This is a genomic window from Pedobacter heparinus, from assembly GCF_032678725.1.
GTDB lineage: Bacteria > Bacteroidota > Bacteroidia > Sphingobacteriales > Sphingobacteriaceae > Pedobacter > Pedobacter heparinus_A.
In genome coordinates this window covers 1-22,759 of sequence record NZ_JAVTSC010000018.1, presented here as the reverse complement: position 1 = coordinate 22,759, position 22,759 = coordinate 1, and the positions used below count along the sequence as shown (strand labels likewise).

The window sequence follows — 22,759 nt, the reverse complement described above, 5'->3', positions numbered from 1 at the left end:
TTTATAAATATCGTTAAATTGCTGGTTCCTGCTGGCTCAAACAGTGAAAACTACCCAGGCCCCAGATGATATCTGTGGAATCTATACCCACAACCTTCCGGTCAGGAAAAACATGCTGGATGATCTGCAATGCTTTTTCATCATTCACATCTCTGAAGGTAGGTACGATCACCGCAGCATTTGCAATATAAAAATTGGCATACGATGCCGGTAAACGGGTATCCTCATGGATCACCGGCGAAGGCATCGGCAACTCCACAATATTCAATGCTTTGCCATTGCTTAAGCGCATGGCCTTTAAAGCCTCCAGGTTCTCTTGTAACAACAGGTAGTTCTCGTCCAGCGGATTACTCTCCACCACCGTTAAAACAGTATCTTCATTTACAAAACGGGTAATGTCGTCTACATGGCCATCTGTATCGTCACCTACAATTCCGTCGCCCAGCCACAATACCTGTTCTGCACCGTAAAACTCCAGCAGGTACTGTTCAATCTGTTCCTTAGTCAGCTGTGGATTCCTGTTTTCATTCAGCAGACATGCGGTGGTGGTCAGTATGGTACCTGCACCATTAAACTCAACCGAACCGCCCTCCATCACAATATCCGGGGTAAATAAGGTCAGGTTAAAATGTTGCGCAATTTTAGTAGGAATTACATCATCCAGGTCATAGGGAGGGTATTTATCGCCCCAGGCATTATAGCCCCAGTCTACTACGGCCTTTTCCGCGTCTCTTAACACAAAGGCTGGTCCATGATCCCTGCACCAGGCATCATTACTCTCGTTAAAATAGAATTCAACCTGGGTTAAATCTGCACCGGCCTCCCGCAAATGCCTGGTTGCATCCGCTTTCATGGCCTCACCCTTTACATTGATGCGTACTTTTTCACCTTCCGCAACAATCTTTATAAACTGGCAGTAGGGCGCATAAATCGTTTCCATCTTACCGGGCCATGAGGCTTCCTTATGTGGCCAGCTTAACCACGTAGCTTCATGTTTTGCCCATTCAGCAGGAAATGAATAACCCTGTTTTTTAGGGGAAGCTGAAAAAATTATATCCGTCAATTTTTATTTTTTAGTAGTTCTAAAGTTTTGTCCAAAGCTCCGGGTATTTTCCAGTTGTCATGACCAGCAATAACCTGTCGGATTGTTTTATACTTATCTTTTATCGCCAGGATCGTTTTTGGCCAGGCTTTTAAGTCAGCCTCACCAACAAAACCCAATCCTTTTGCTTCCGCACTTTTAATTAAACAGCCGCCATCCAGCACCTTATATTCCGGGAACCAGACCACCAGATTATCTTTTGTATGTCCGGCACCAAAATAATCAAGCTGGAATTTCTCTATCCCGATTTGAAACTTTGCCCCTTTTTCAAAAGTATGTAATGCAACAGGTTTATGCTCCGATCTTAAGAGCTCGTTTGTTTGCACTGATGCATAAGTAGGAATTCCTTTTTTATTAAAAAAGCCGAATCCACCTGCCCGGTCTTCGTGAGAATGGGTAGCAAAAACTTTGATCACTTTTAAATGGTGCCGTTTTTCTATGGCATCCAATAAGGGCTGGTTTTGTGCCTGGTCCCAGGGCGTGTCAAATAAAACAACCCCGTTGCCGGTTACCAGATACATGGCATTTGCCGAAACCTTTTGGCCCTCATAAGTATGGTAAGTGGTATACACATACAGTTTTTCATTTAGGGGCGTGATTTCCAGTGCCTGCCCGTAAATAGAAAAGCTCAAAAAAAACAATATGATGAATACACTAATCCTCATCAATAAATCTCCTGGTGATCGGCTGATAAGAGTCTATTCTACGGTCTCTTAAAAATGGCCAGTGTTTGCGGAAGAAATCGGATTCACTCAGATCCAGTTCCACTACTTCCGTTTCTTCCTGGTCATGCGAGCCTAAATAAAGTATCCTGCCCTGGCCGTTCGTGGCAAAGCTGCCACCCCAGAATTTCATGGCCCCATCCTGTTCAAAACCTACGCGGTTTACACTTACCACAGGCAGGCCATTCGCTACCGCATGTGAGCGCTGAATGGTTTGCCAGGCATTATACTGGTCTTTATTGGTCTCTTCATCCTGGTCTGTTGCCCAGCCAATAGCGGTTGGATAAAACATAATCTCTGCACCCATAAGCGCTGTAATGCGCGAAGCCTCCGGATACCATTGATCCCAGCAGATCAGGACCCCTATTTTTGCAAACTTTGTTTGAAAAACCTTATAACCCAGATCACCGGGCGTAAAGTAGAATTTCTCATAAAAGCCGGGATCGTCCGGAATGTGCATTTTGCGATATTTTCCCAGGTAAGCCCCGTCGGCATCCAGAACGGCAGTGGTATTGTGGTATAATCCTGCGGTACGTTTCTCAAATAACGAGGCAATAATCACTACACCCAATTCTTTTGCAACAACCTGTAAAGCAGCTGTTGAAGGGCCCGGAATTGCTTCCGCTAAATCGAAGTTTGCATAATCTTCAACATCACAAAAGTACAGCGAAGTAAAAAGTTCCTGCAGGCAAACAATCTGCGCACCTTTTGCCGCTGCTTCCCTGATTTTTACAATTGCTTTATCTAAATTTTCCTGCTTATTAGCGGTACAGCTCATCTGCACCATTCCAACCTTTACTTTAGCCATGCTTTATCAACAAATAATTTGACGCAAAGTTAGCCAAAAAAATCAAAAGATGAGGCCAGGTTGTCAAGAACACAAGCTACAGATAGCCAGTCTGGTATCAGGAGGCAATACTTTCCCTGTATTCCTGCTGCAATTCAAACAGGCATCTGGCACATAAACAACCGTCATAAAGCTCGCTGATGTACTGCACCTCGTTCAAATCCAGGTGAACCACACTGCACTGGCATTTGGTATACGAGTTGGCCTTACACTCTATCGGAGTGTTGCAACGTTCGCAAGGTATGATCTCGTGTTTTGCCATTCAATAGTGCGGTTAAGGCGAAGATTAAGAAACAAATGATTCAGCACAAAGATACAACATGTGCCAGACATCCTTTTTCACATCGGCGTAATATTTAGTTCCCTGGAATTATGGAATATCCTAACAAAAAAGGAGTAAGAATTTCTCCTTACTCCTTTGCGATATATCCAATATGAACGATTAACCTGAACAGCTGATACAGCCTTCTTCCATTGAGCAAACCGGACCTTCAACGATCTCTTCGGCACTTTGCTCAATATGCTCCGGAATTACCGGTTCCATGTTTTTACCCGCCTGGTTCTCCACAGTAAACTTAACCGCTTGCGAAGCCGCTTGTGTGCGCAGGTAATACATACCGGTTTTCAATCCTTTCTTCCATGCATAGAAGTGCATTGAAGTCAGTTTTGAAGTATTCGGTGCATTGATAAATAAGTTTAGCGATTGCGACTGGCAGATATAAGCACCCCTGTCGGCTGCCATATCAATGATGCTGCGCATTTTGATCTCCCAAACTGTTTTGTATAATTCTTTGATATAATCAGGGATCTCCGCAATGTCCTGGATAGAGCCATTGGCTAAAATGATCCTGTCTTTCATTGCCGGGTTCCACAAACCCAGAGATACCAGGTCTTTTAGCAAATGCTTGTTTACCACGATGAACTCCCCACTCAACACCCTTCTGGTATAGATATTTGAAGTATAAGGCTCAAAACACTCATTGTTACCTAAAATCTGCGAAGTAGAAGCCGTAGGCATTGGCGCTACCAGCAAAGAGTTATACACCCCGTCTTTTACTACTTTTTCGCGTAAAGTTTCCCAATCCCAACGGTTACTTGCCGGTTTAACATTCCACAGGTCGAACTGGAACTTGCCCTGAGATAAAGGAGAACCCTTAAAGGTTTCATACGGACCATTTTTAACAGCCAGGTCATGAGAAGCTGTCATTGCCGCAAAATAGATGGTCTCAAAAATCTCTGTATTTAAGATACGTGCACCTTCGCTTTCAAAAGGTAAGCGCATTAAAATAAAGGCATCAGCCAATCCTTGTACACCTAAACCAACTGGTCTGTGGCGCATATTGGAATTTCTGGCCTCTTCTACAGGATAGTAGTTATAATCTATAATCTTGTTCAGGTTTACAGTAGCCTGATAAGTAACATCATATAATTTCTGGTGATCAAATTCACCGTTGATCACAAATCTTGGCAGCGCCAGAGAAGCCAGGTTACAAACCGCAACCTCATCTTTAGAAGTATACTCTATAATCTCGGTACACAGGTTAGAGCTCTTAATGGTACCCAGGTTCTGCTGATTAGATTTGCTGTTGGCTGCATCCTTGTACAATAAGTACGGCGTACCTGTTTCGATCTGCGAATCCAGGATGGCAAACCATAATTCCTGTGCTTTAATGGTTTTACGTGCACGGCCCTCCTGCTCATAACGCTCATATAAAGCATCAAACTCTGCACCAAAGCAATCGGCCAGACCCGGAGCCTCATGCGGACAGAACAGGCTCCAATCGCCGTTCTCTTCCACGCGTCTCATAAACAGATCGCATACCCAAAGGGCATAGAACAGATCACGTGCACGCAGCTCTTCCTTACCATGGTTTTTACGAAGGTCCAAAAAGCTCAGTACATCTGCATGCCAGGGCTCTAAATAAATGGCAAAAGCACCTTTACGCTTACCTCCGCCCTGATCTACATAACGCGCAGTATCGTTAAACACTTTCAGCATCGGTACAATACCATTGCTCGTGCCATTGGTACCACCAATATAAGAACCTGTAGCCCTGATGTTATGGATGCTCAAACCAATACCACCCGCACTCTGAGAAATTTTAGCCGTTTGTTTTAACGTATCATAAATCCCTTCAATGCTGTCGTCCTGCATGGTTAGCAAAAAGCAGGATGACATCTGAGGCTTAGGTGTAGCTGCATTGAACAAGGTCGGTGTAGCATGTGTAAACCAACGCTCGCTCATCAGGTTATAGGTTTGGATGGCACTGTCAATATCCCCTTTATGGATACCTACGGCAACACGCATGAATAAATGCTGTGGACGCTCCACAATCTGTCCTTCTACCTTCAGCAAATAAGATTTCTCTAAGGTCTTGAAGCCAAAATAATCAAAACCAAAATCCCTGTCATAGATAATGGTGCTGTCTAAAATATCCGCATTTTTTTCAATGACTTCCCAAACGTCATCTGCAATTAAAGATGCAGGCTTTCCCGTCTTGGAATCAATATAGTTGTACAGCAACTCCATGGTCTTGGAGAAAGACTTGGTGGTATTTTTATGAAGGTTAGACACCGCAATGCGCGAAGCCAGCAAGGCATAATCAGGGTGCTTTGTAGTTAAAGAGGCAGCAGTCTCGGCAGCAAGATTGTCCAGCTCTGAAGTAGTAACACCATCATACAAACCCTCAATCACCTTCTTGGCAACATCTATCGGATCTACAAGTTCAGCATTAAAACCATAGCATAACTTCTCGATACGAGCCGTTATTTTGTCGAATCTTACCGCTTCTTTGCGGCCATCTCTTTTTATTACAAACATATTTTCAGGTATTTATAGTGCATATTGAATTTCAGAGCGGAAAATCCAGCATCGGCACCGAATTATAATTATTATCTATTTTCTTATTGTCTAACCCCAATAAGTACTAAAAGTCATCATCTAAGGAGAAAGCCGCAGCTTTATCTTCCGTTGAAGTCAATACACCGCTTTTCTGGTAATCACCTACTCTTTTCTCAAAGAAGTTTGTTTTACCCTGTAAAGAGATCATTTCCATAAAATCAAACGGATTGGTCGCATTATATATTTTAGCGTAACCCAATTCCTGCAGCCATCTGTCGGCCACAAATTCAATGTACTGCGACATCAGTTTCGCATTCATTCCGATCAGGGCAACCGGCAATGCATCAGTAACAAATTCCTTTTCTATTTCAACAGCATCGCTGATGATGCCATGCACCTGCTCCTGGCTCAGTTTATTTTTAAGCATTTTGTACAGCAGGCAGGCAAATTCACAATGTGAACCTTCATCTCTTGAGATCAGCTCATTGCTAAAAGTAAGTCCTGGCATTAAACCACGCTTCTTTAACCAGAATATAGAGCAGAAACTACCGCTAAAGAAAATCCCCTCTACCGCTGCAAAAGCAACCAGACGCTCCGCAAAATTACCATTGTCTATCCAGCGCAAAGCCCATTCTGCTTTTCTTTTAACGGCAGGTACCGTGTCAATGGCATGGAACAAACGATCCTTTTCTTCCGGATCTTTAATATAAGTATCAATTAATAAAGCATAGGTCTCTGCATGGATATTTTCCATCATGATCTGAAAACCATAAAAACAACGTGCCTCCGGTAATTGCACCTCACTCATAAAGTTCACTGCAAGGTTCTCATTTACGATACCATCACTGGCCGAAAAGAAGGCCAGGATATGAGAAATGAAATGCCTTTCCCCGTCATTCAGGTTATCCCAGTGTTTCTGGTCGTCTGACAGATCAATTTCTTCGGCTGTCCAGAAACTAGCCTCAGTCTTCTTATACATTTCCCAGATTTCAGGATATTTAATCGGCAAAAGAACAAACCTGTCTTTGTTTTCTTTTAATAATACTTCTTCTTCTTGCATAAGCATCTATTTAATAGGGTAAATGTAATTTGATTCCTAAAGCTTCATAAATCCAGTAGCCAAGCCATCCGTACCCAGTTATTAAAAGTTTAAAAGACATGAAATCCTCCGGCAACCTTAAGCAACTAAATATTAAAACTTTAACTAAAAATCTGTGTGTGATTTATTAAAGAACTTTATGTAAACAAATATAAAGTACCGACCCCTGATAAGAGAACAATAGTTGTTAACAAGCGGGCATTTTTATCAACACTAAAAGGAGAAATTGACACAGTAATTACGCCTGAAATTTGTTATTTATTTCTTTTCAGGAACCATGAGCTGCAAAAAAAGGTGTTAATAAATTCAAGAAACTGACTATAACGACATTAAAGTTAAAAGGCTAGTCTTCTTCAGGCAAATAACTGATTTCAACTTTTGCCACGCCTTTTTTGTAAAAGCCAAGTGCTTTTGCTGCCGCTTCTGAAAGGTCTATTTTAAATTTCTTCGAATGCGGCCCCCTGTCATTTACTTCAACATCTACAGATTCGCCGTTCTCAGGATTGGTCACCGTCACGATAGTTCCAAAAGGCAAAGACATATGTGCAGCCGTCATTTTACTCCTGCGGTACCTGGCCCCGCTGGTTGTTCTGCGGCCTTCAAATTTCCTGGCGTAATAGGTTGCGTAAACTGTTTTTGAGATTAATTTAGAAGAGCTTTTGGATGTGGATTCTGCTGATTTTTCATACACCGGAGTTGAGGCCGGTTCCTCTGAAACATCCTGGGTAAAACCCATAAAAGAAATTAGCATACCACATAACAATAAACAATACTTCATATTTACTATAATTGGTGAACGGACAAACATAAGTAAACTAAATCCGTAAAAACAAGAAATGCCCGGCAGTTTGTCGCCGGGCACTATAATAATATCAGTCAGAAATAAATTATTTCTTATCGGGAACAAAGTTCATAGAAATAGAGTTCACACAGTTACGGGTATTCTTTGCAGTAAAACCCTCTCCCAAAAATACATGTCCTAAATGTGCCTTACAATTTGCACATACAATCTCTGTACGCATCCCGTCCGCATCAGGAATCCGCTCCACAGCTCCTTTAATTTCATCATCAAAACTTGGCCATCCACAATGCGATTCGAATTTAGATTCCGACCGGTATAATGCGGCATTACACCGCTTGCAGGTATAAGTGCCTTTTTCCTTATTGTTTAACAGCTTACCGGTACCAGGATATTCTGTACCCTTGCGCACAATCACATCCTCTTCTTCTTTGGTTAATTTATTCCACTCCATATTATTGGTTGCTTTTTTTGTATCCGTTTTTTTTGGCTGCTGACCGCAGGCTGCCAGCTGCATTGAAACCAACAATACAGCAAGCACAAATGTTTTGTCCATCCAGGTCTTCATATCTAACATTTTAATACAATATACGGCCAAAAAGCTATTTTGGTTTGTTCAAACCTAAAAATGAGCATCATCACATTGTAATAAAGCAAAAAGCTCCGATGAATTAAATCACCAGAGCCTTTACATTATACAAGAAGATCTTTATTTATTTCTTTAAAAGGGCAGCCATAGCAGCACCGATTTCTGCAGGGCTTTCCACCACACGGATACCACACTCAGCCATAATTTTCATTTTAGCAGCAGCAGTATCGTCAGCACCACCAACAATAGCACCGGCATGGCCCATTCTGCGTCCTGCAGGAGCAGTTTGTCCGGCAATAAAACCAACTACCGGCTTGGTGCCGTTGGCTTTGATCCAGCGGGCAGCTTCAGCTTCCATGCCACCACCAATTTCACCGATCATGATGATACCTTCAGTTTCCGGATCGTTCATCAGCAACTCCACCGCTTCTTTAGTGGTGGTACCAATAATCGGGTCACCACCAATACCGATAGCTGTTGTAATTCCCAAACCAGCTTTCACTACCTGATCAACAGCCTCATAAGTTAATGTACCTGATTTAGATACCACACCTACTGTACCTTTTTTGAAGATAAAACCTGGCATGATACCAATTTTAGCTTCATCAGCAGTAATTACACCAGGGCAGTTAGGACCGATCAAACGACAATCCTTGCCAGAGATATACTCTTTAACCTGGATCATATCCTTAGTCGGGATACCTTCGGTGATACAAACAATAACTTTAATTCCTGCTTCAGCAGCTTCCATAATGGCATCTGCTGCAAATGCAGGAGGAACAAATATGATAGATACATTTGCGCCGGCTTTATCAACCGCATCCTTTACCGTATTAAAAACCGGTTTATCCAAATGAGTTTGTCCGCCTTTGCCAGGTGTTACCCCACCAACAACATTAGTTCCGTACTCAATCATTTGTGAAGCATGATAAGTACCCTCATTTCCAGTAAAACCCTGAACAATAACTTTTGAATCTTTATTTACTAAAACACTCATGTATCTTTAAATTTTTTGTGCAAAGCTAAGTTAATTGAGATGCAATATCAAATGCAATCCCAATTTTATTACATTTATAAAATGAAGCCATTGAAAATCTATTTTAAAGTACTAAAGGTTGGGAACGGAAAATTCTTAAAAACCAAAGATGAGGTAAGCAACCTGATCGTGGAAGCAATTAACCGCAACCCCAGCAAACCCGCCCATCAGCTCCGTGAAATTACACTGGAAGAATTCCGCAGCAATCCTACCGCGCAACAGGTATTGCAGACCAGCAGTCGTTTCTTTATTGATCATGTAACGGATATTGAGGTAGTCGTTACTTTCTTACCAGAAGAAAAAGTATTACAGGAACAATTTTATACCCAATGGCGCTATGTTCAAATTTCGGCACCTTACCGCCTGGTACAATACCTTGACGAGAACAAAGTGGTGGTCTATAGTGAAAAAACCAAGGTGCTGCACACCATTAAACTGGAAAAGGATATTACTGTAGTAGTAAACGAAGACTAAAACTGGATATCGCTAAACCATTTTTTATAGATATTGTGATAGGTACCATTTTCCTTTAGCAACCTCAAGACATCATTAAACTGGGTTTTAAGCTGCAAATCCCCTTTTTTCATCGCTATGGCATAAGACGAATCCGTTTTAGGCAGGAACATGCCGATTTTCAACTTCTTATTCTTTTGCAGGAAACCTCCGGCTATGGGCGAATCATCCACCAGAAGGTCAATTTTTCCCGAAACCAGCTTCCTGTACAGCTCCTTGTTGGTTACCGCATATACAATATTATTGGAGGGAAATTGTTCCCGAACATATTTTTCGGCTTCGGTAGCTTCCCGCACACCGATGGTTTTGTTTTTAAAATGGTTTAAACCAGCTAAAGTATCCTCCTGCCCAACCACCGCACACAACCTGAAGTACAAGTATGGATTGCTAAATTCAAGAATATGCTGGCGCGAAGCAGTCACCGTTACTGCAGAGCAAATGATATCCAGCTCACCCTTAAACAGTTTTTCCAGTATAGTAGACCATAAAGAAACTTCGTATTCCACTGCTAAACCGAGATGACTGGTAATGGCCCCAAGCAGATCGACCTCAAATCCTTCAAAATTTTCAGAATTGTAATCGGAATGCATCGGAAATGGTGCCGCCGAATCCAATCCTACTTTTAGTACTTTTTTATTGGCCATAAAATAAGGGTTAGCGAAGCAAAGTTATCCTTTTTTCTGCAAAACCAGCACTCAATATCGATCAACACCCAGCTTTAAGCATAAAAAACACTAGAAAATATATTCTTTTTAATAAAAATCAGAAAAAAACCAAAAAATTCATAAAAAGCCAAGAGAACAAACAAGAAAAAACAATTTTCAACCAGAAAATCAAACAATTTTTAGCAAAACGAGCATTAGGGTTTAACTTTGAGCCCGGAAATATCCGATACTACGTCTTCCTCTTGTTTCCCTTTTTTCTTCTTCTTTTTCCGGTCAATACCACTTAATCTTTCTTCCAGTACCTTTTCAAATTCAGGAAGCTGATCACCCTTAAGGATGGTACGGATGTTGTCATTGGTGTCGTTCTGAAGCTTATAAAATTTAGTCACATCATCCTCTTTTGAAGTACCTGCCTGCTGCCTTTTGATCAGGTCAAGCTGCTGTTTAGACATGTCATAAACATAAGTATAGATCACACTTTTCTGAGTGGGGCTCAGTTTCAGTCGCTTTTCCAGCTCATCCACATTTTTAGCCGTCATTTCCTGAGCTGTCGGCATTTTATTTTGCTGGGCTTTTGCTAGCGTATTGATGCCAATTAGCACTAATACAATAAAAAAATATTTCTTCATGATGATTTTAAGCTCTACCCACGCAATTTAAAAAAATATCCCCTTATCACGAAAGAAATCTCTGTTTCAAAATAATTAGTTATATTGATTTCCCGGAATAAGACACCATGTTAAGAGAAGAGCGACAAAACTATATTTTAAACCAGATCAATATCAATAACAAAGTTCATACCGCCAATCTTTGTACCGAGCTGGATGTTTCCCTGGATACCATAAGGCGGGATCTTGCCGATCTGGAACAGGAAGGCAAACTGGTTAAAGTACATGGAGGTGCCATCTCAAAATTCTTTCATTATCCCTTTCAGCAACCAGCTATATATGCTAAAGAAAAAAAGAAGGAAATCGCCAGAAAGGCCTTAACATTAATCCAGGATGGCATGACCATTCTTGCCGGCGGCGGAACGGTCATGCTCGAACTGGCAAAAATGATCCCGGAAAATCTGACAGGCACATTCTTTACTGTTAGCCCCCTGGTTGCCCTGGAAGTCACCCAAAGGTCCACCATCGATGTGATCTTACTCGCTGGAAAGCTTTCCAGAAATGCATACATCTGTATGGGTTCTACGGTGATCCATCAACTTTCAGAGATCAGGGCAGACCTCTGCTTCCTGGGCACCAATGGCATCTCTGTAAGCGAAGGTGTAACAGAGCAGGACTGGGAAGTAGTGCAGGTAAAACAACAAATGATCAGGTCGGCCAGAAAAACCGCCATCCTGACCATTTCTGAAAAAATCGGTGCAGCGCAAAACTTAACCGTCTGTAACCTAAACGCGGTAGACCACCTGGTTACCGAACTTTCCCCGGGCGATGCCAAACTGAAAAAATACCAGCAGTTTTTCGACATCAGATAGCAGATAAATCGTTAAACCCCTGTAATCCTTTCCTTATATACCCGCAACGCTTCTTCCAAACGGTCTTTAGCCGTTTCATCTCCAGGAACATTATGCGAAGGATGGATGTACAGTTTCACTCCTCTTTCAGCCAGTATTTCAGCAACCGTAGTCACCGTCATCCATACACAGGTGATGAATGCCATAGTAGATACCGGTCCTATTTTATCCTGGTGGTTTTTGAGCGATACAGAGGCGTCACCAATCGGCGCACAGGAATCCACCACCAGGTCGGCAATATCAAAAATATTCTTTCCACTGGAGTGGCGGGTCTGCTTTCCTTTTGCTTCGGCTGCTGAACCGAACACGATCACTTTCATCCCTTTCCGCTTCGCTTCCAGCGCCACATCAATGTTCACATTGTTTATCCCCGAATGGGAGAACAGCCACATGGTATCGCGCGTATCAAAGTTGTAACCTTTCATGATCTCTATACCATAGCCCTCTACCCTTTCTAAAAACACAAACTGGTGTACACCCATTTCCCCGGTAATCCGGGTAAAGAAAGTAAGGGGCAATTCGATCATCGGGTGAAAGCCCACAAAACCCCCGATCCTGGGGTACATCTCTTCGATCGGGATGGTGGCATGCCCGCAGCCAAAAGTGTGTACCCATCTGCCGGCCTCAATAGAGTCGGCCATTATTTCCGCCGCTTTGCGGATGTTATCCATTTGCGTTTCCTCAATCTGGGTCATAATTGCCCTTGCATTATTGAGCCATTCTTTTGCTAGCATCATATGTATTTTAAATTTTAAGCTGTTTATTTTTCTGGTTCCCCAAAACCAGGAACCCAAGTAAAGTCATCAGGATAAGTTCTGCAAGGGCCATATAGATCAGGTACCGGATCCCGTAAGTATTGGCCAGCATCCCCATCAGGTAGTTGACCACCATATTCCCGAACAACGCCATCACCAGCACCAGGCTAAAAGCCGTTGCCGAAAGATCCGCATAGCGGGTGGCCACGATGCCCAGCATTACCGGAAATCCTGCTGCCAAACCTCCGCCCATCAATACCAGGCCAGCAATTGCCCTCAGGTAAACTGAAGTGTTCAGCAAGGCTATCCCCGCCAGCAGCAATACAAAGGAAATGGTCAGTATGGCTTTTATACTCAGGTTCCTGAGCACACTGCCCATCAGCAAACGCATCAGGGTCATGCCCACTACAAATAAAGAAAGGGCATACAGCGCCTTGCTTTGCGAGACCCCAATCTGTTTAATCAGGTAGGTAGTAGTCCAGTTGTTCACAATGGCTTCAAAACTGCACTGACAAAACAAAAAAAGCGCAATCAGCATCAGCATCCGGTCTTTTAACAAAGCAAGCCCCCTCCTGATGGGAAAACCATTTATGTGTTTAGGCAGCGGAAAATTAATGCAGCCAAAAATAGCTGCTGCCAAAAAAGCGAGCAGTCCGACACTGGCTACAATCACCGAAGTTGACACTACGTTTTCCAGAAAGCCCAGGATAAAAGGCATACCCAGCGCCCCGAGGCCAAAAAACACACCAATAAGGCTTAGGTTGGCCCCCTTATCTTTAATACTGATGTCGGCAACCACCGCATTTGTAGCCCCGTTAATTGCCCCGCCTCCCAAGCCAAACAGGAAAATACAAACCTTAAGCCATAAAAAAGAAGAAGAAAAAGCAATCCCTTCGAAACCAATACCGATCAGCAAGGCTGAAAAAGCCAGCAAATATTTGTATCCGTATTTATCGCAGAAAGGGCCAAACAGCAATGAGCCGGTCAGCACACCAAAAGGCAGAATGGAAAATAAGGTGCCCGAAGCAAGCTGGTCCAGATTAAACCTGCCGATCAGCATGGGCGCAACCGAACCAAGGGTGATCAGTGTAACACCAAACAAAAGCATACCAAAGCAGGCGGATAGGAAAACGATCTTTTTGTTAAACATACCTTTAGTGTTGAATTCGCTGAAAGTTTTTTAAAGCGGCATAACCTGCCCCGTATAAGCCCGCGTCGGCACCCAATGCCGAGCCGGCTAAAACAAACAAATCCGTACTGATGGGCTGACCCCATTTTTTTGCTTCTTTATAAATCTCCGGGATCAAAGGAATTGCCGGGCCAAATACCCCACCTCCCATAATGATCTTTTCCGGGTTAAACAGGCTAACCAGGTTGGCTACCGCCATCCCCCAGTATTCCACGCATTGTTTAAAAACCTGGACCGCGATCTCATCATCGGCCTTAAAAGCAGCAAATACCTTTTGCGTAGAAAGCACTGAAGGGTCCTTGCTACGGAGTACGCCTTTATAGTCGGGGCGGGCATGCAACAGTTCCCTGCACAGCCTCACAATCCCTTCTCCCGAAGTATAATATTCAAAATGTCCATGATTCTTATACCTGTCCTGATAAGGAGGCCTCAAGGCCAGCCAACCGATGGCACCGGCAATATCATTTGCCCCGCGCAAAATTTGCCCGCCGGCAAGTATACCTGCTCCAATCCCAGTACCCACCGATAAATAAATGGCATCCTGACAACCCTTGGCGGCACCCTGCCATACCTCACCCAAAATATAACAGCTCCGGTCGCTTTCAATGGTTACCGGGATGCCTCCGCCAACTGCCTCAATTTCTCTCAACAAAGGATAGGCTTCCCATTCTGGGATGTTCGGCGCCCAGACCATGTTATTTTTAACATTGCTGATACCGGGTACCGAAACCGCAATGGCAACAACAGGCTCCGCCTGCTGCTCAGCAAAGCTGAGCTGTTCTGTAACGAGATCGGTGATCAGCTTGCCAACCTGCCTGCCCTTTCTTCCATTTAAAAGAACCGAATCCCTGGTACTAACCACCCCATGCTCCGTAAAGGTAGCCGCGGCCAGTTTTGTTCCACCCAAATCAATTGCCAGTAATCTCATAACGCGCCCAACAATTCATCAACCCGTACAAACTGATAGCCCTTGCCTTTTAAAGCCTGGATCAGCTCGGGTAAACGGGTATAGAATTTATCTTTTCTTCTTGGATCGGTTCCAATATGGACCAATAACATAAAGCCGTTTAAACCATTTTTGTCCTTTTGCTCATAACTGAGGATAGATGTCAGCACTTTTTCACTGTCTACATACTTTGTGCCCATTTCCGGATAAGTATAATCCGCAGCAGAGCGGGTACCAGGGGTAAAATTAACCAGCTGAAGCCCCATGTCATATGTCCATGCAGCGATGGCATGGTTATACCATTCATAAGGAGGTAAAAAATAAGCAGCCTGTTTTTTATCAATGCCGAATCTCTTCAATTCTGCATAGCTGTTGTTAATGTCCTTTTCAAACTGTGCACGCGTAACCAGCAAGCTGTCCCTTTTACCCCAGTCGCAATACAGCAAATGCTTGTCCGAATGAGAACCCAGGTAATTACCATCCTGCTTCAGCTGTCCGATCACTTTTTTAAAATGTTTATTTCGGTAAAAATTACCAGTCAAAAAAAAAGATGCATGCACTTGTTCTTTTTTTAAAGCATTTGCAATAAATGCCGCCCCGTCTCCATACTCATCACCCGTAAAAACCAGGGCCAGTTTATTCGAAGCCGGATTGCCCCGGACAATGGCACCATGCGATTCAACAAAAGACTGGTTTTGTCCGGCAGCTTCCTGTACAAAAGCTGTACAGCAAGCAAACAGAAGGCAGTAACGGAGGATCCTGATGTGACGTATGGGCTTTGTCATAGTTTATGCGTTATTTAAAGCTAGACAATTATTTTAAAAATCGCAAAAAAACGCAAATAAATAATCTAATAGCCGCATAAAAACGCTAATTTAATTTAAAAATTAAATAAATACAGCATAAAACAGCAAACACAGTAAGATTAGCCAACTCCAATTGTAACCCGATATCAACCTTAGCGGAATATTTGATCATATTTTACTTATTTTGAGTATCTAAACATTTAATTCTGTCTATGAAAATAGTGACTTCGGGTAAAATTTACATCATACTCTGCATCTGTGCAATCAGCATTACAAGCTGCAGGCAAAATGAGAAAAAAGCAAAAACACAAGACCACGAAAAATCAAAAGCCATTAAGGATTGGAACAAAACCATTCCGGGCAACTTTAGCGCAGAACACAACTGGTTTTTAGATTCGGTTGAAATAGAAACCTTCCTGATCAAATACCCTCTATTTAAAGATCATGCACCGTCCATCCGTGAATTTTATACAGGCCGCAACCATGCTTATGCCTGGTATGCAGACAAACGGTTAATCGAGCAAGCAGGCAACCTTGCAGACCGGATAAAGAATCTCAAAAATGAGGGCATCTCTAAAGATATCCCTTACCGAAACACATTGGATTCCTTGTTGTACGCAAAGGGAACAGGCAAACCCGATTTGCAACTGGAACTGATGCTTACCGCCAATTACTTTGCCTTTGCAAAATTAGCCTGGGAAGGTATGGATACGTCTATCAGCAAGTCCTCGCAGTGGTTTTTGCCACGCAAAAAGTTGTCTTATGCTGCCTATCTGGACAGTATGATTAAAGTACCTCAAAAGGTTTCTAAAGCAGAAGCACCGGTATACAGACAGTATGACCTATTGAAGAAACACCTGCTCCAATACCGTGACCTGCAAAACCAGAATTCATGGAAACCCATTACAGGCCCGGCCAAATCTTACAAACCAGGTGATTCGGCAACACTGATAGCCGAGGTTAAAAAAAGACTTTTTAAATTGGGCGATTTTAAGGGGGACACACTCAACAACCACTATAACGAAGAGCTGGAAGCCGCAACGAAGCAGTTTCAGACCAGGCATGGCCTAACCGCAGACGGGGCTATTGGAAGGGGAACCCTCAGCGAGATGAATGTACCCCTCGCCACAAGGATCAGGCAGATCCTGGTCAATATGGAACGCAGCCGCTGGCTGCCAGTGCATATGGATTCCGTCTATCTTGGGGTAAATATTCCTGAGTTTAAACTACATGCCTACCGCGCAGACAGCCTGTTGTGGAGTAGTAATGTGGTGGTCGGACAATCGGTACACCGCACGGTGATATTTTCCGGAGATATAAAATATGTAGTGTTTAATCCGTATTGGAATGTCCCTGAAAGTATCGTACGTAAGGAGATTATGCCTGCAATGAGGCAAAATCCGGATTATATAAACGCTCACAAAATGGAGATTACCGGATACAAAGACGGCATCCCTATTGTACGACAAAAACCCGGCCCACAGAATTCCCTGGGGCTGGTTAAGTTTCTTTTCCCAAACAGTTACAACATCTATTTGCACGACAGCCCGGCAAAATCGCTTTTTAATGAAAGCTCCAGGGCATTTAGCCATGGTTGTATCCGTGTGGCCAATCCATTTAAGCTGGCCACATTTTTATTAAACTACGATAACTGGAATGAACAGAAAATAGAGGGTGTCATTCAATCAGGCAAAGAACAATATATAACTTTGAAACATAAAGTGCCCGTGTTCATTGCATATTTTACGGCTTTTACCGACCGGAACAACCTACTGAACTTCAGAAAAGACATTTATGCCAGAGACGAAGCACTGGCTAAAATGCTCATACAAGATTGACGCTCATTTTTTACACCAGCCTTAGCTCCCCCAAATAAACGGTGGTACTTACCGCGTCGCCTGCAGCATTTACAAAATGCTGCCAGCAATGGATCGTATCGCCGGCATAATTTGCCGGCAATTGCAAAATTGCTTCTTTATCTCCTCTTTGGGCTATATCCTGAAAGGTTGAAAAGCTTTGTTTGTCAGGACTTATATATGATAAATATTGCGCGGTCATCTTCATTACTAAATATGGATGTTGATGCGTTTTCCCATTTGATATGCAGTACGGCATCGAGTAATGTCAATATCTCTTTAATAAAAGGCACCAGCAGTTCGCCCCTGCTAAAAATCACTTTTGCAAAATCAATCAGGTATTCAATAGGTGTATTTCCTGTAACTGCATTTTTCATGTGATAGGAGATACATTGGTTCATGGGTGTTTTGCCGGTTACAAATAGCTGGTAACCGATTTCAATAATGTACTTTAATGGTTTCAGCCAGCTGCTCACCATGCCCAGCAAAAAATGCTGGTTCTGTTGCTTTTCAGAAAAGGTCCTGTTGCTGTGATCTGCTAAAATGCGCAGGTAATCTACGCCCCGCCAGCTAGCTCCTACCACATTTCCTATTTTCCCGGATATCGCTCCGTTTATTCCGTTTTTATATGTTGCCATCTTTGTTTTTATGAGTTGTTTTTAAATCACATTCGCCAATGTGGTATCCGTCTTTGTTTAATGCTGCAATCAAATCGAGCAACAGTAAGGCGTTCTTGTTCTCCGTTAAAATTTCAAATCCTTTTGTAGTTTGGTAATGGTGATAGTTTTCATCTGCCGCTTCGTATACTTCTTCTTTATTGAGCATAAATTGGGTTACGATGTAAAACAGGATCAGCTCTATTGGCCAGTAATAGGTTAGCAGGTTGGTATAAATACTATGATAGCTGCCATCGCAATCCATGTCGAAGGCATAGGTGTGATAGATTTCGCCTGCTGCTTCGTTAAATTCATCGGTAAAGACAAGCTCAAGGGCATCAAGGTTGTTGATCATTAAATAGGTATCCTTAAATCGGGCTATTTTATCAATGGAGCTCATGACAATTTTTACTACCGGATCTTTTACTTGCCCTAACAGTTCCAGCTCGGCATCTAAACATACATATTCCCTGGGCTCAGAAAGCCAGTTATTGTCTTCGGCCTTTACCAGCCCTTTTAAATCTTTCAGCTCATCGTGCATGGCGATCAAAAAGCCATAGCGCAGCAATTCCATGGTAATAAAGTTCATCAAGTGAAGCGCTGATCCTTTGATTGTTTCTTCTTCTGTATAGTTCATAATTTGTTTTGTTAATGATTTGCGATACCTTTTGTCTTCCAGAGGGAGTGTTTTGTCATCCAGAGCGAACGTTTTGTCATCCAGAGCGAATGCGAAGGATCTATTAGTCATAACTTCGTATAACAATTTCGGTAGCCGGTCGAAGGCTGCGCCTGCTAAGCTCCCTACGGTCACATACCAGCCAATGCCTTCTCTCCGGCATACCTCTATTGTTTGAAATCTTGACACACCCAGCATGAGGCAGATACGCCCAACATGTATAGACGGTCGTCATCTCGACAGAGCGCAGCGACGAGAGACCTCTTGAACTATGCGTGACCAAGAGTTCTCTCCCTGCGGGTCGAGATGACGGGTAGGTTAAATTACCGCTACTAAACACCCCAGCCCCACCAGTAACACCAAGCAAAATGATGCCCAGAAAAATGCGATTTGCTGCCATACTTCCAGATTTTTATAGTTTAAAAATATACTGTCAACTCCAGGCAATCCTACCCGCAGCCAAAACCTCGTCAATAACCACCAGCTTAGTTCCAGCAGCAATAAAAAGGTGATTAAGCTTAACACCACCATTAATGGAATACTTTGGTTAATCCCAGTACTCATCTCCGGGCTGCTAAACAATTCGGTAACTATGCTCCATAAAAGCATTAACCCCACCATTAACCGGTGCTCTTTTTTAACCTCATTTACAAGGTTAATCACGTTCATACCCCAATACTTAATATTTATATCTCTTATCATAACTCTATTTTTAAAGTAAAAAGAGGTGGTGCGGCGCACCACCCCATTGAATTAAAGGACTATAAACTCCCCTACATAAAATGAATCACTTACCTGCTTACCATCTGCACTAATAAATGCAATGTAAACCTGTACTTCATCACCACTGTATCCAGGAAGGTCAAGCACATAAGCTTCCGCTGATCTTGGCGCAGCACCAAATATCCTGGTATAACTTCCCTTTGCTGGATTAATAACCAGAAAAGCAGCCAAGTCCGTATCGTTGTTGCTGTCCACATCCGAATCATCCACCCAAACAAAATCAAGTTTATTAACTACAGTAACATTCACTTCAGTCTGATCTGCCATAGGTAAATTACCTTCACTAAACATCACTTTGGTATAGTCAATGGCAAAGTTTAACGCACTTGTACCTGTTACCGCGTTCTTTAAGTGATAAGAAGTTGCTTTGTTCATGGGAGTCATTCCCTTATTAAAATGCTTATAACCTATATTTAAGACTGGTTTAAGCGGCTTTAAAAAGCCCGTTACAAAGGCCAGTTTGGCCTGAACATTTAATTGTGCGGTTGAGGGTTGATAATCCCCAAAATCCGGGACACTTTTTAGATAAAACTGACCATTCCAGCTCGATCCAACGACCGTTCCGACCTTGCCGCGAAACGGACCAAGGATTCCTTTTTTGTATTTCCCCATTTTCTATTTTTTATGGGTTATTTTACGATTGCAACTTTGTTAGCCTGTTGTTAGCAATGTTAGTAATCAGGTTTTCTTTTTTGTTGTTGTTGTTGTTTTAAGCGCGTAGCATAAAGAATTTGTCATCCAGAGCGAATGCGAAGGATCTAGATTCCTCGTGCCTCGGAATGACAAAGGAGTGGAGATGACGCCATGGCGGTTAAAAAAATCGCGGCAGCTTCGCTATCATCCGGTCAACCGCAGCCTTAAACTCCTTGGCTGTGCCCTGCCAGCTAAACTTAACCCTTTGTTTTACTTTAAGCTCCAACGCTACTACCTCCTGTACAAAACAGCAGGTCAGTAAACGCTCCAAACCATCGGCACATTGTAAAGGATAAGGATTACTGCATCTTTGTTCAGCACCGGTGTCGATAGCTGCACTGTGCAGTTTCATTTCGCCAACAAAATGTAAAACCTCCATCAGGTTAAAAATCCGCTGCAGTTTACCCGCACTTTTAAAAACCAGGCAGCCCTGCCGGTTTTTCATTTTGTAAATCGTGAGCAACAATTCATCATTGCACATTAAATAAAAACGTTAATTTTAATTGAAGACCTGGTATAGCATCAAGCCTTCGCTTTTGCAGATTACAAAAGCATCTCATTCTATAAATGGTGGATTTAAATTTTGAAATAGCTTAATACAAGGAAATTGGCCAGTCACAGCTTCGCATCTAGCCTCTTTTTAAATTCCTCAAATGAAATGCTGCGACCAGCTTCAAAATCAGCATGTCCTCTTTTAATTCCCTCAATCACGTGTTGAGGAAGTATTTTTTTGTTACCCGAAGCTGATAACAATACTTCCGATAATTTTTTGGGATCTTGCCTATTGTCCCAGAAAGCCGTAATTATTATTTGCCGACCTGAAATCTTATATATCATACTAAAATGTCCCAGAGTAGAAACTCTTGATCCAGGATAAATAGTTAATTGATAAGATTCAGGATATCTTGCAATAAGTTTACCGCGCTTATTGATTAGTTTCATTAGCTTCGTAGCGTACGCAGTTGAGTGATTTTTTAAAGTCCAATACTCAAAAATAGTCCTTCTTTGTTTAACTGCAGTAGAAGTCCAGGCTACAGTGTCTTCAACCATTTCAAATCTTCTTGGTCTAAATCATCCTGACCAATAACATTACCGTTTTTAATGTCATCATCACTCATTTTTAGCATTAAGATCTGCTCGGGCGAAAGTTGAACAACATCATTCTCCACTGCACTTTCCATAAGCTTATTTAACGCGACCAAATAATCCTTGTTAGAAATAGCCATTAGCTTATCAATTATAGCATTCCTTAAATGATCTATAGACGATGGCATAATCAATTGATGTTTCATCAAATTTCGTTATTTAAGTTTAAAAATCCAATTACCTACTGCTTGCTGAAGCAAAGCTAAATAAAAGATGTTAATTAATCAAAAAGAAATTTAATTAATCAAAAATCACAAAATACTGGTATTAAGCTCAAAATCTTGTATCAAACCATAAATCAAAGAACAAACCCATAGCTCCTTTCCAGGAATCCTACATCACAATCTGAGATCGATTAATTGAGGGCAGGAACCATTCTCCTGCCCCCGGGCCTTGCCCAAATTCAAGGCCCTGTTTAACCCTAGGGGCTTACTGCTGGTAAATCACCTCTGGCGGTAAGCTCAGGTTGCTCGGTGTACCTACAGCACACTCGTTTACTGTGCCGCTGCAGCCGTAGTAATTCTCGGCGTCAGTTTTACTGCCCACAAAAGGATTGGTCTCTTCCGGTGGGGCTTCGCCACCTGTCCGGTGCCAGGTATATTCCTCATCATTAGCCGCTGGCATATTTGCAATTGTTGTGGCAAAAGCGCCCAGGGTAGCCACTGTCAGCGCAGCCACCATCATACTTGTTTTGAAGTTTCTCTTCATGATTTTGTTTTTTTAAAAATTGATAATTAGACATTTATAATCTATTCACGCTTCCGGACGCGGTAATATTCAGGATTTAAGTATGGGGCGCAGCCCAAAAAATTAGTTCTGGTAAAGCACCACCACAGGAGACCCAAGCGGATCAGCAGGTACACCAACTGCACACTCATCAAAGCTGCCGTCGCAACCATAGTAACTTGCAGCTTGTTCTTCTGTGCCTATAAAATAACTTTGTTCATTAGGTAGCGGATCGCCGAAGGTTCTGTGCCAGGTATACACTTCCGCTGTTGCTGCAGGCGCGTATGCCAGTTTTGTAGCAAAGGCGCCTACGGTGGCTACTGCCAGGGCAATGATCATCAAGTTTATTTTTAAAGGTTTTGTCATTTTGTTTATTTATAAATAGTTAGTTTCAATATGTTTTTTATAAGTAAGTAGTTAATTATTAGCTTAATAATCTCGTTATCGTTGTGCATGCCCCAACCCGTCATCTCGACGATAGGAGAGACCTCTTGAACTATGCCTAATCAAGAGATCTCTCGTCGCTGCGCTTCCCTCGAGATGACGGGATGGGGCATGCACAGCCCTACCATGGTGCTTTATAGCGAACGCCTTAGCGGCCATTTACCCGCCAAGCCCCTCATCCCCAACCATGCCACCCCCATAAACCCAGCGTTAAAAACCAGGTGCCCTTTCCACGAAAGCAAACTCACCACACCCCCACAACTGCAACCCAGCTTCAAACCCGATAGCATCATGCCGCCGATATACAGCTCAAACACTCCCAGCAACACAAACGCTGCCTTATACCCAAC

29 protein-coding genes are annotated in these 22,759 nt (G+C 42.6%); 3 read left to right on the top strand and 26 right to left on the bottom strand.

Annotation, left to right across the window (positions count from 1 at the left end; translation table 11 throughout):
* Positions 1–13 precede the first annotated feature (13 nt).
* The 9 genes from R2Q85_RS22145 to sucD all read right to left on the bottom strand — a co-directional run bounded on the left by R2Q85_RS22145 (position 14) and on the right by sucD (position 8,997).
* Positions 14–1,063 (bottom strand): agmatine deiminase family protein, encoded by a 1,050-nt coding sequence (locus R2Q85_RS22145; RefSeq protein WP_316813988.1) that lies wholly within the window; start codon positions 1,061–1,063, stop codon positions 14–16.
* On the bottom strand, positions 1,060–1,767 hold the full coding sequence (bla, locus tag R2Q85_RS22140) for a BlaB/IND/MUS family subclass B1 metallo-beta-lactamase (protein ID WP_316813987.1): 708 nt from the start codon (positions 1,765–1,767) through the stop codon (positions 1,060–1,062). Before bla ends, R2Q85_RS22145 begins: the two co-directional genes overlap by 4 nt.
* Positions 1,757–2,632, bottom strand: a complete 876-nt coding sequence (locus R2Q85_RS22135) for a carbon-nitrogen hydrolase (RefSeq protein WP_316813986.1) — start codon at positions 2,630–2,632, stop codon at positions 1,757–1,759. The genes bla and R2Q85_RS22135 overlap by 11 nt, the downstream gene beginning before the upstream one ends.
* A gap of 97 nt (positions 2,633–2,729) precedes the next feature.
* On the bottom strand, positions 2,730–2,933 hold the full coding sequence (locus tag R2Q85_RS22130) for a cysteine-rich CWC family protein (RefSeq protein ID WP_316813985.1): 204 nt from the start codon (positions 2,931–2,933) through the stop codon (positions 2,730–2,732).
* Positions 2,934–3,113: 180 nt separating this feature from the next.
* The gene (locus tag R2Q85_RS22125) at positions 3,114–5,492 is read right to left on the bottom strand and encodes a ribonucleoside-diphosphate reductase subunit alpha (protein WP_316813984.1); all 2,379 of its coding nucleotides are present in this window, start codon (positions 5,490–5,492) and stop codon (positions 3,114–3,116) included.
* A 106-nt stretch (positions 5,493–5,598) separates the two neighbouring features.
* Positions 5,599–6,573, bottom strand: a complete 975-nt coding sequence (locus R2Q85_RS22120; protein ID WP_316813983.1) for a ribonucleoside-diphosphate reductase small subunit — start codon at positions 6,571–6,573, stop codon at positions 5,599–5,601.
* A gap of 382 nt (positions 6,574–6,955) precedes the next feature.
* A complete protein-coding gene (locus R2Q85_RS22115; RefSeq protein WP_316813982.1) occupies positions 6,956–7,348 on the bottom strand; it encodes a septal ring lytic transglycosylase RlpA family protein in 393 nt (130 codons plus the stop codon).
* Positions 7,349–7,499: 151 nt separating this feature from the next.
* Entirely contained in the window at positions 7,500–7,979 is a 480-nt protein-coding gene (locus R2Q85_RS22110) for a methionine-R-sulfoxide reductase (RefSeq protein WP_316813981.1), read from the bottom strand.
* Between the two features lie 145 nt (positions 7,980–8,124).
* A complete protein-coding gene (gene sucD, locus R2Q85_RS22105) occupies positions 8,125–8,997 on the bottom strand; it encodes a succinate--CoA ligase subunit alpha (protein WP_316813980.1) in 873 nt (290 codons plus the stop codon).
* An 81-nt stretch (positions 8,998–9,078) separates the two neighbouring features.
* On the opposite strand from sucD, the gene R2Q85_RS22100 reads away from it, so the two are divergent.
* Positions 9,079–9,510: a hypothetical protein gene (locus tag R2Q85_RS22100; protein WP_316813979.1), complete on the top strand. Its 432-nt coding sequence runs from the start codon at positions 9,079–9,081 to the stop codon at positions 9,508–9,510.
* Here R2Q85_RS22100 and R2Q85_RS22095 read toward each other — a convergent pair.
* Both R2Q85_RS22095 and R2Q85_RS22090 read right to left on the bottom strand, forming a co-directional pair.
* A complete protein-coding gene (locus R2Q85_RS22095) occupies positions 9,507–10,193 on the bottom strand; it encodes a transporter substrate-binding domain-containing protein (protein WP_316813978.1) in 687 nt (228 codons plus the stop codon). The two genes, R2Q85_RS22100 and R2Q85_RS22095, sit on opposite strands and share 4 nt — an antisense overlap.
* 215 nt (positions 10,194–10,408) lie before the next feature.
* Positions 10,409–10,843 carry a hypothetical protein gene (locus tag R2Q85_RS22090; protein WP_316813977.1) on the bottom strand — a complete coding sequence of 145 codons (435 nt, stop codon included), beginning with the start codon at positions 10,841–10,843 and terminating at the stop codon, positions 10,409–10,411.
* 107 nt (positions 10,844–10,950) lie between these two features.
* Between R2Q85_RS22090 and R2Q85_RS22085 the strand changes: the two genes are divergently transcribed.
* Positions 10,951–11,694, top strand: a complete 744-nt coding sequence (locus R2Q85_RS22085; protein WP_316813976.1) for a DeoR/GlpR family DNA-binding transcription regulator — start codon at positions 10,951–10,953, stop codon at positions 11,692–11,694.
* An 11-nt stretch (positions 11,695–11,705) separates the two neighbouring features.
* Here R2Q85_RS22085 and R2Q85_RS22080 read toward each other — a convergent pair whose 3' ends face one another.
* Genes R2Q85_RS22080 through R2Q85_RS22065 form a run of 4 tightly spaced genes read right to left on the bottom strand, consistent with a single transcriptional unit; the run spans position 11,706 to position 15,408 of the window.
* The gene (locus R2Q85_RS22080) at positions 11,706–12,470 is read right to left on the bottom strand and encodes a sugar isomerase domain-containing protein (protein WP_316813975.1); all 765 of its coding nucleotides are present in this window, start codon (positions 12,468–12,470) and stop codon (positions 11,706–11,708) included.
* Between the two features lie 7 nt (positions 12,471–12,477).
* The gene (locus R2Q85_RS22075; RefSeq protein ID WP_316813974.1) at positions 12,478–13,638 is read right to left on the bottom strand and encodes an MFS transporter; all 1,161 of its coding nucleotides are present in this window, start codon (positions 13,636–13,638) and stop codon (positions 12,478–12,480) included.
* Between the two features lie 4 nt (positions 13,639–13,642).
* A complete protein-coding gene (locus tag R2Q85_RS22070) occupies positions 13,643–14,605 on the bottom strand; it encodes an ROK family protein (protein ID WP_316813973.1) in 963 nt (320 codons plus the stop codon).
* Positions 14,602–15,408, bottom strand: a complete 807-nt coding sequence (locus R2Q85_RS22065; protein WP_316813972.1) for a polysaccharide deacetylase family protein — start codon at positions 15,406–15,408, stop codon at positions 14,602–14,604. Before R2Q85_RS22065 ends, R2Q85_RS22070 begins: the two co-directional genes overlap by 4 nt.
* Before the next feature lie 233 nt (positions 15,409–15,641).
* On the opposite strand from R2Q85_RS22065, the gene R2Q85_RS22060 reads away from it, so the two are divergent.
* The gene (locus R2Q85_RS22060) at positions 15,642–17,267 is read left to right on the top strand and encodes a murein L,D-transpeptidase (protein WP_316813971.1); all 1,626 of its coding nucleotides are present in this window, start codon (positions 15,642–15,644) and stop codon (positions 17,265–17,267) included.
* Positions 17,268–17,277: 10 nt separating this feature from the next.
* Here R2Q85_RS22060 and R2Q85_RS22055 read toward each other — a convergent pair whose 3' ends face one another.
* The 11 genes from R2Q85_RS22055 to R2Q85_RS22005 form a co-directional block, all read right to left on the bottom strand.
* Positions 17,278–17,487: a DUF6266 family protein gene (locus R2Q85_RS22055; protein ID WP_316813970.1), complete on the bottom strand. Its 210-nt coding sequence runs from the start codon at positions 17,485–17,487 to the stop codon at positions 17,278–17,280.
* The gene (locus tag R2Q85_RS22050; protein ID WP_316813969.1) at positions 17,453–17,923 is read right to left on the bottom strand and encodes a DUF6266 family protein; all 471 of its coding nucleotides are present in this window, start codon (positions 17,921–17,923) and stop codon (positions 17,453–17,455) included. The genes R2Q85_RS22055 and R2Q85_RS22050 overlap by 35 nt, the downstream gene beginning before the upstream one ends.
* Positions 17,910–18,578: a hypothetical protein gene (locus R2Q85_RS22045; protein WP_316813968.1), complete on the bottom strand. Its 669-nt coding sequence runs from the start codon at positions 18,576–18,578 to the stop codon at positions 17,910–17,912. Before R2Q85_RS22045 ends, R2Q85_RS22050 begins: the two co-directional genes overlap by 14 nt.
* A gap of 357 nt (positions 18,579–18,935) precedes the next feature.
* Positions 18,936–19,319 carry a hypothetical protein gene (locus tag R2Q85_RS22040; RefSeq protein ID WP_316813967.1) on the bottom strand — a complete coding sequence of 128 codons (384 nt, stop codon included), beginning with the start codon at positions 19,317–19,319 and terminating at the stop codon, positions 18,936–18,938.
* Positions 19,320–19,370: 51 nt separating this feature from the next.
* Positions 19,371–20,012, bottom strand: a complete 642-nt coding sequence (locus R2Q85_RS22035; RefSeq protein WP_316813966.1) for a DUF6266 family protein — start codon at positions 20,010–20,012, stop codon at positions 19,371–19,373.
* A 199-nt stretch (positions 20,013–20,211) separates the two neighbouring features.
* Positions 20,212–20,538, bottom strand: a complete 327-nt coding sequence (locus tag R2Q85_RS22030) for a hypothetical protein (protein ID WP_316813965.1) — start codon at positions 20,536–20,538, stop codon at positions 20,212–20,214.
* A 170-nt stretch (positions 20,539–20,708) separates the two neighbouring features.
* Positions 20,709–21,143, bottom strand: coding sequence for a type II toxin-antitoxin system RelE/ParE family toxin (locus R2Q85_RS22025; RefSeq protein ID WP_316813964.1), 435 nt, complete (start codon positions 21,141–21,143; stop codon positions 20,709–20,711).
* A complete protein-coding gene (locus tag R2Q85_RS22020) occupies positions 21,125–21,385 on the bottom strand; it encodes a hypothetical protein (protein ID WP_316813963.1) in 261 nt (86 codons plus the stop codon). Before R2Q85_RS22020 ends, R2Q85_RS22025 begins: the two co-directional genes overlap by 19 nt.
* Positions 21,386–21,668: 283 nt before the next feature.
* Positions 21,669–21,947 carry a hypothetical protein gene (locus tag R2Q85_RS22015; RefSeq protein ID WP_316813962.1) on the bottom strand — a complete coding sequence of 93 codons (279 nt, stop codon included), beginning with the start codon at positions 21,945–21,947 and terminating at the stop codon, positions 21,669–21,671.
* Positions 21,948–22,049: 102 nt separating this feature from the next.
* Complete coding sequence (locus tag R2Q85_RS22010; protein ID WP_316813961.1) at positions 22,050–22,331, bottom strand: hypothetical protein; 282 nt, start codon at positions 22,329–22,331, stop codon at positions 22,050–22,052.
* A gap of 212 nt (positions 22,332–22,543) precedes the next feature.
* The coding region (locus R2Q85_RS22005; RefSeq protein WP_410478905.1) for a MauE/DoxX family redox-associated membrane protein at positions 22,544–22,759 on the bottom strand (216 nt) is incomplete at its 5' end.

What these genes read in the sequence shown, in the direction of transcription:
- bla (WP_316813987.1), bottom strand. Translation starts at nt 1,767, where the DNA reads ATGAGGATTAGTGTATTCATCATATTGTTTTTTTTGAGCTTTTCTATT.
- R2Q85_RS22135 (WP_316813986.1), bottom strand. Translation starts at nt 2,632, where the DNA reads ATGGCTAAAGTAAAGGTTGGAATGGTGCAGATGAGCTGTACCGCTAAT.
- R2Q85_RS22130 (WP_316813985.1), bottom strand. Translation starts at nt 2,933, where the DNA reads ATGGCAAAACACGAGATCATACCTTGCGAACGTTGCAACACTCCGATA.
- R2Q85_RS22125 (WP_316813984.1), bottom strand. Translation starts at nt 5,492, where the DNA reads ATGTTTGTAATAAAAAGAGATGGCCGCAAAGAAGCGGTAAGATTCGAC.
- R2Q85_RS22120 (WP_316813983.1), bottom strand. Translation starts at nt 6,573, where the DNA reads ATGCAAGAAGAAGAAGTATTATTAAAAGAAAACAAAGACAGGTTTGTT.
- R2Q85_RS22115 (WP_316813982.1), bottom strand. Translation starts at nt 7,348, where the DNA reads ATGGGTTTTACCCAGGATGTTTCAGAGGAACCGGCCTCAACTCCGGTG.
- R2Q85_RS22110 (WP_316813981.1), bottom strand. Translation starts at nt 7,979, where the DNA reads ATGAAGACCTGGATGGACAAAACATTTGTGCTTGCTGTATTGTTGGTT.
- sucD (WP_316813980.1), bottom strand. Translation starts at nt 8,997, where the DNA reads ATGAGTGTTTTAGTAAATAAAGATTCAAAAGTTATTGTTCAGGGTTTT.
- R2Q85_RS22100 (WP_316813979.1), top strand. Translation starts at nt 9,079, where the DNA reads ATGAAGCCATTGAAAATCTATTTTAAAGTACTAAAGGTTGGGAACGGA.
- R2Q85_RS22095 (WP_316813978.1), bottom strand. Translation starts at nt 10,193, where the DNA reads ATGGCCAATAAAAAAGTACTAAAAGTAGGATTGGATTCGGCGGCACCA.
- R2Q85_RS22090 (WP_316813977.1), bottom strand. Translation starts at nt 10,843, where the DNA reads ATGAAGAAATATTTTTTTATTGTATTAGTGCTAATTGGCATCAATACG.
- R2Q85_RS22085 (WP_316813976.1), top strand. Translation starts at nt 10,951, where the DNA reads ATGTTAAGAGAAGAGCGACAAAACTATATTTTAAACCAGATCAATATC.
- R2Q85_RS22080 (WP_316813975.1), bottom strand. Translation starts at nt 12,470, where the DNA reads ATGATGCTAGCAAAAGAATGGCTCAATAATGCAAGGGCAATTATGACC.
- R2Q85_RS22075 (WP_316813974.1), bottom strand. Translation starts at nt 13,638, where the DNA reads ATGTTTAACAAAAAGATCGTTTTCCTATCCGCCTGCTTTGGTATGCTT.
- R2Q85_RS22070 (WP_316813973.1), bottom strand. Translation starts at nt 14,605, where the DNA reads ATGAGATTACTGGCAATTGATTTGGGTGGAACAAAACTGGCCGCGGCT.
- R2Q85_RS22065 (WP_316813972.1), bottom strand. Translation starts at nt 15,408, where the DNA reads ATGACAAAGCCCATACGTCACATCAGGATCCTCCGTTACTGCCTTCTG.
- R2Q85_RS22060 (WP_316813971.1), top strand. Translation starts at nt 15,642, where the DNA reads ATGAAAATAGTGACTTCGGGTAAAATTTACATCATACTCTGCATCTGT.
- R2Q85_RS22055 (WP_316813970.1), bottom strand. Translation starts at nt 17,487, where the DNA reads ATGACCGCGCAATATTTATCATATATAAGTCCTGACAAACAAAGCTTT.
- R2Q85_RS22050 (WP_316813969.1), bottom strand. Translation starts at nt 17,923, where the DNA reads ATGGCAACATATAAAAACGGAATAAACGGAGCGATATCCGGGAAAATA.
- R2Q85_RS22045 (WP_316813968.1), bottom strand. Translation starts at nt 18,578, where the DNA reads ATGAACTATACAGAAGAAGAAACAATCAAAGGATCAGCGCTTCACTTG.
- R2Q85_RS22040 (WP_316813967.1), bottom strand. Translation starts at nt 19,319, where the DNA reads ATGATAAGAGATATAAATATTAAGTATTGGGGTATGAACGTGATTAAC.
- R2Q85_RS22035 (WP_316813966.1), bottom strand. Translation starts at nt 20,012, where the DNA reads ATGGGGAAATACAAAAAAGGAATCCTTGGTCCGTTTCGCGGCAAGGTC.
- R2Q85_RS22030 (WP_316813965.1), bottom strand. Translation starts at nt 20,538, where the DNA reads ATGAAAAACCGGCAGGGCTGCCTGGTTTTTAAAAGTGCGGGTAAACTG.
- R2Q85_RS22025 (WP_316813964.1), bottom strand. Translation starts at nt 21,143, where the DNA reads ATGGTTGAAGACACTGTAGCCTGGACTTCTACTGCAGTTAAACAAAGA.
- R2Q85_RS22020 (WP_316813963.1), bottom strand. Translation starts at nt 21,385, where the DNA reads ATGAAACATCAATTGATTATGCCATCGTCTATAGATCATTTAAGGAAT.
- R2Q85_RS22015 (WP_316813962.1), bottom strand. Translation starts at nt 21,947, where the DNA reads ATGAAGAGAAACTTCAAAACAAGTATGATGGTGGCTGCGCTGACAGTG.
- R2Q85_RS22010 (WP_316813961.1), bottom strand. Translation starts at nt 22,331, where the DNA reads ATGACAAAACCTTTAAAAATAAACTTGATGATCATTGCCCTGGCAGTA.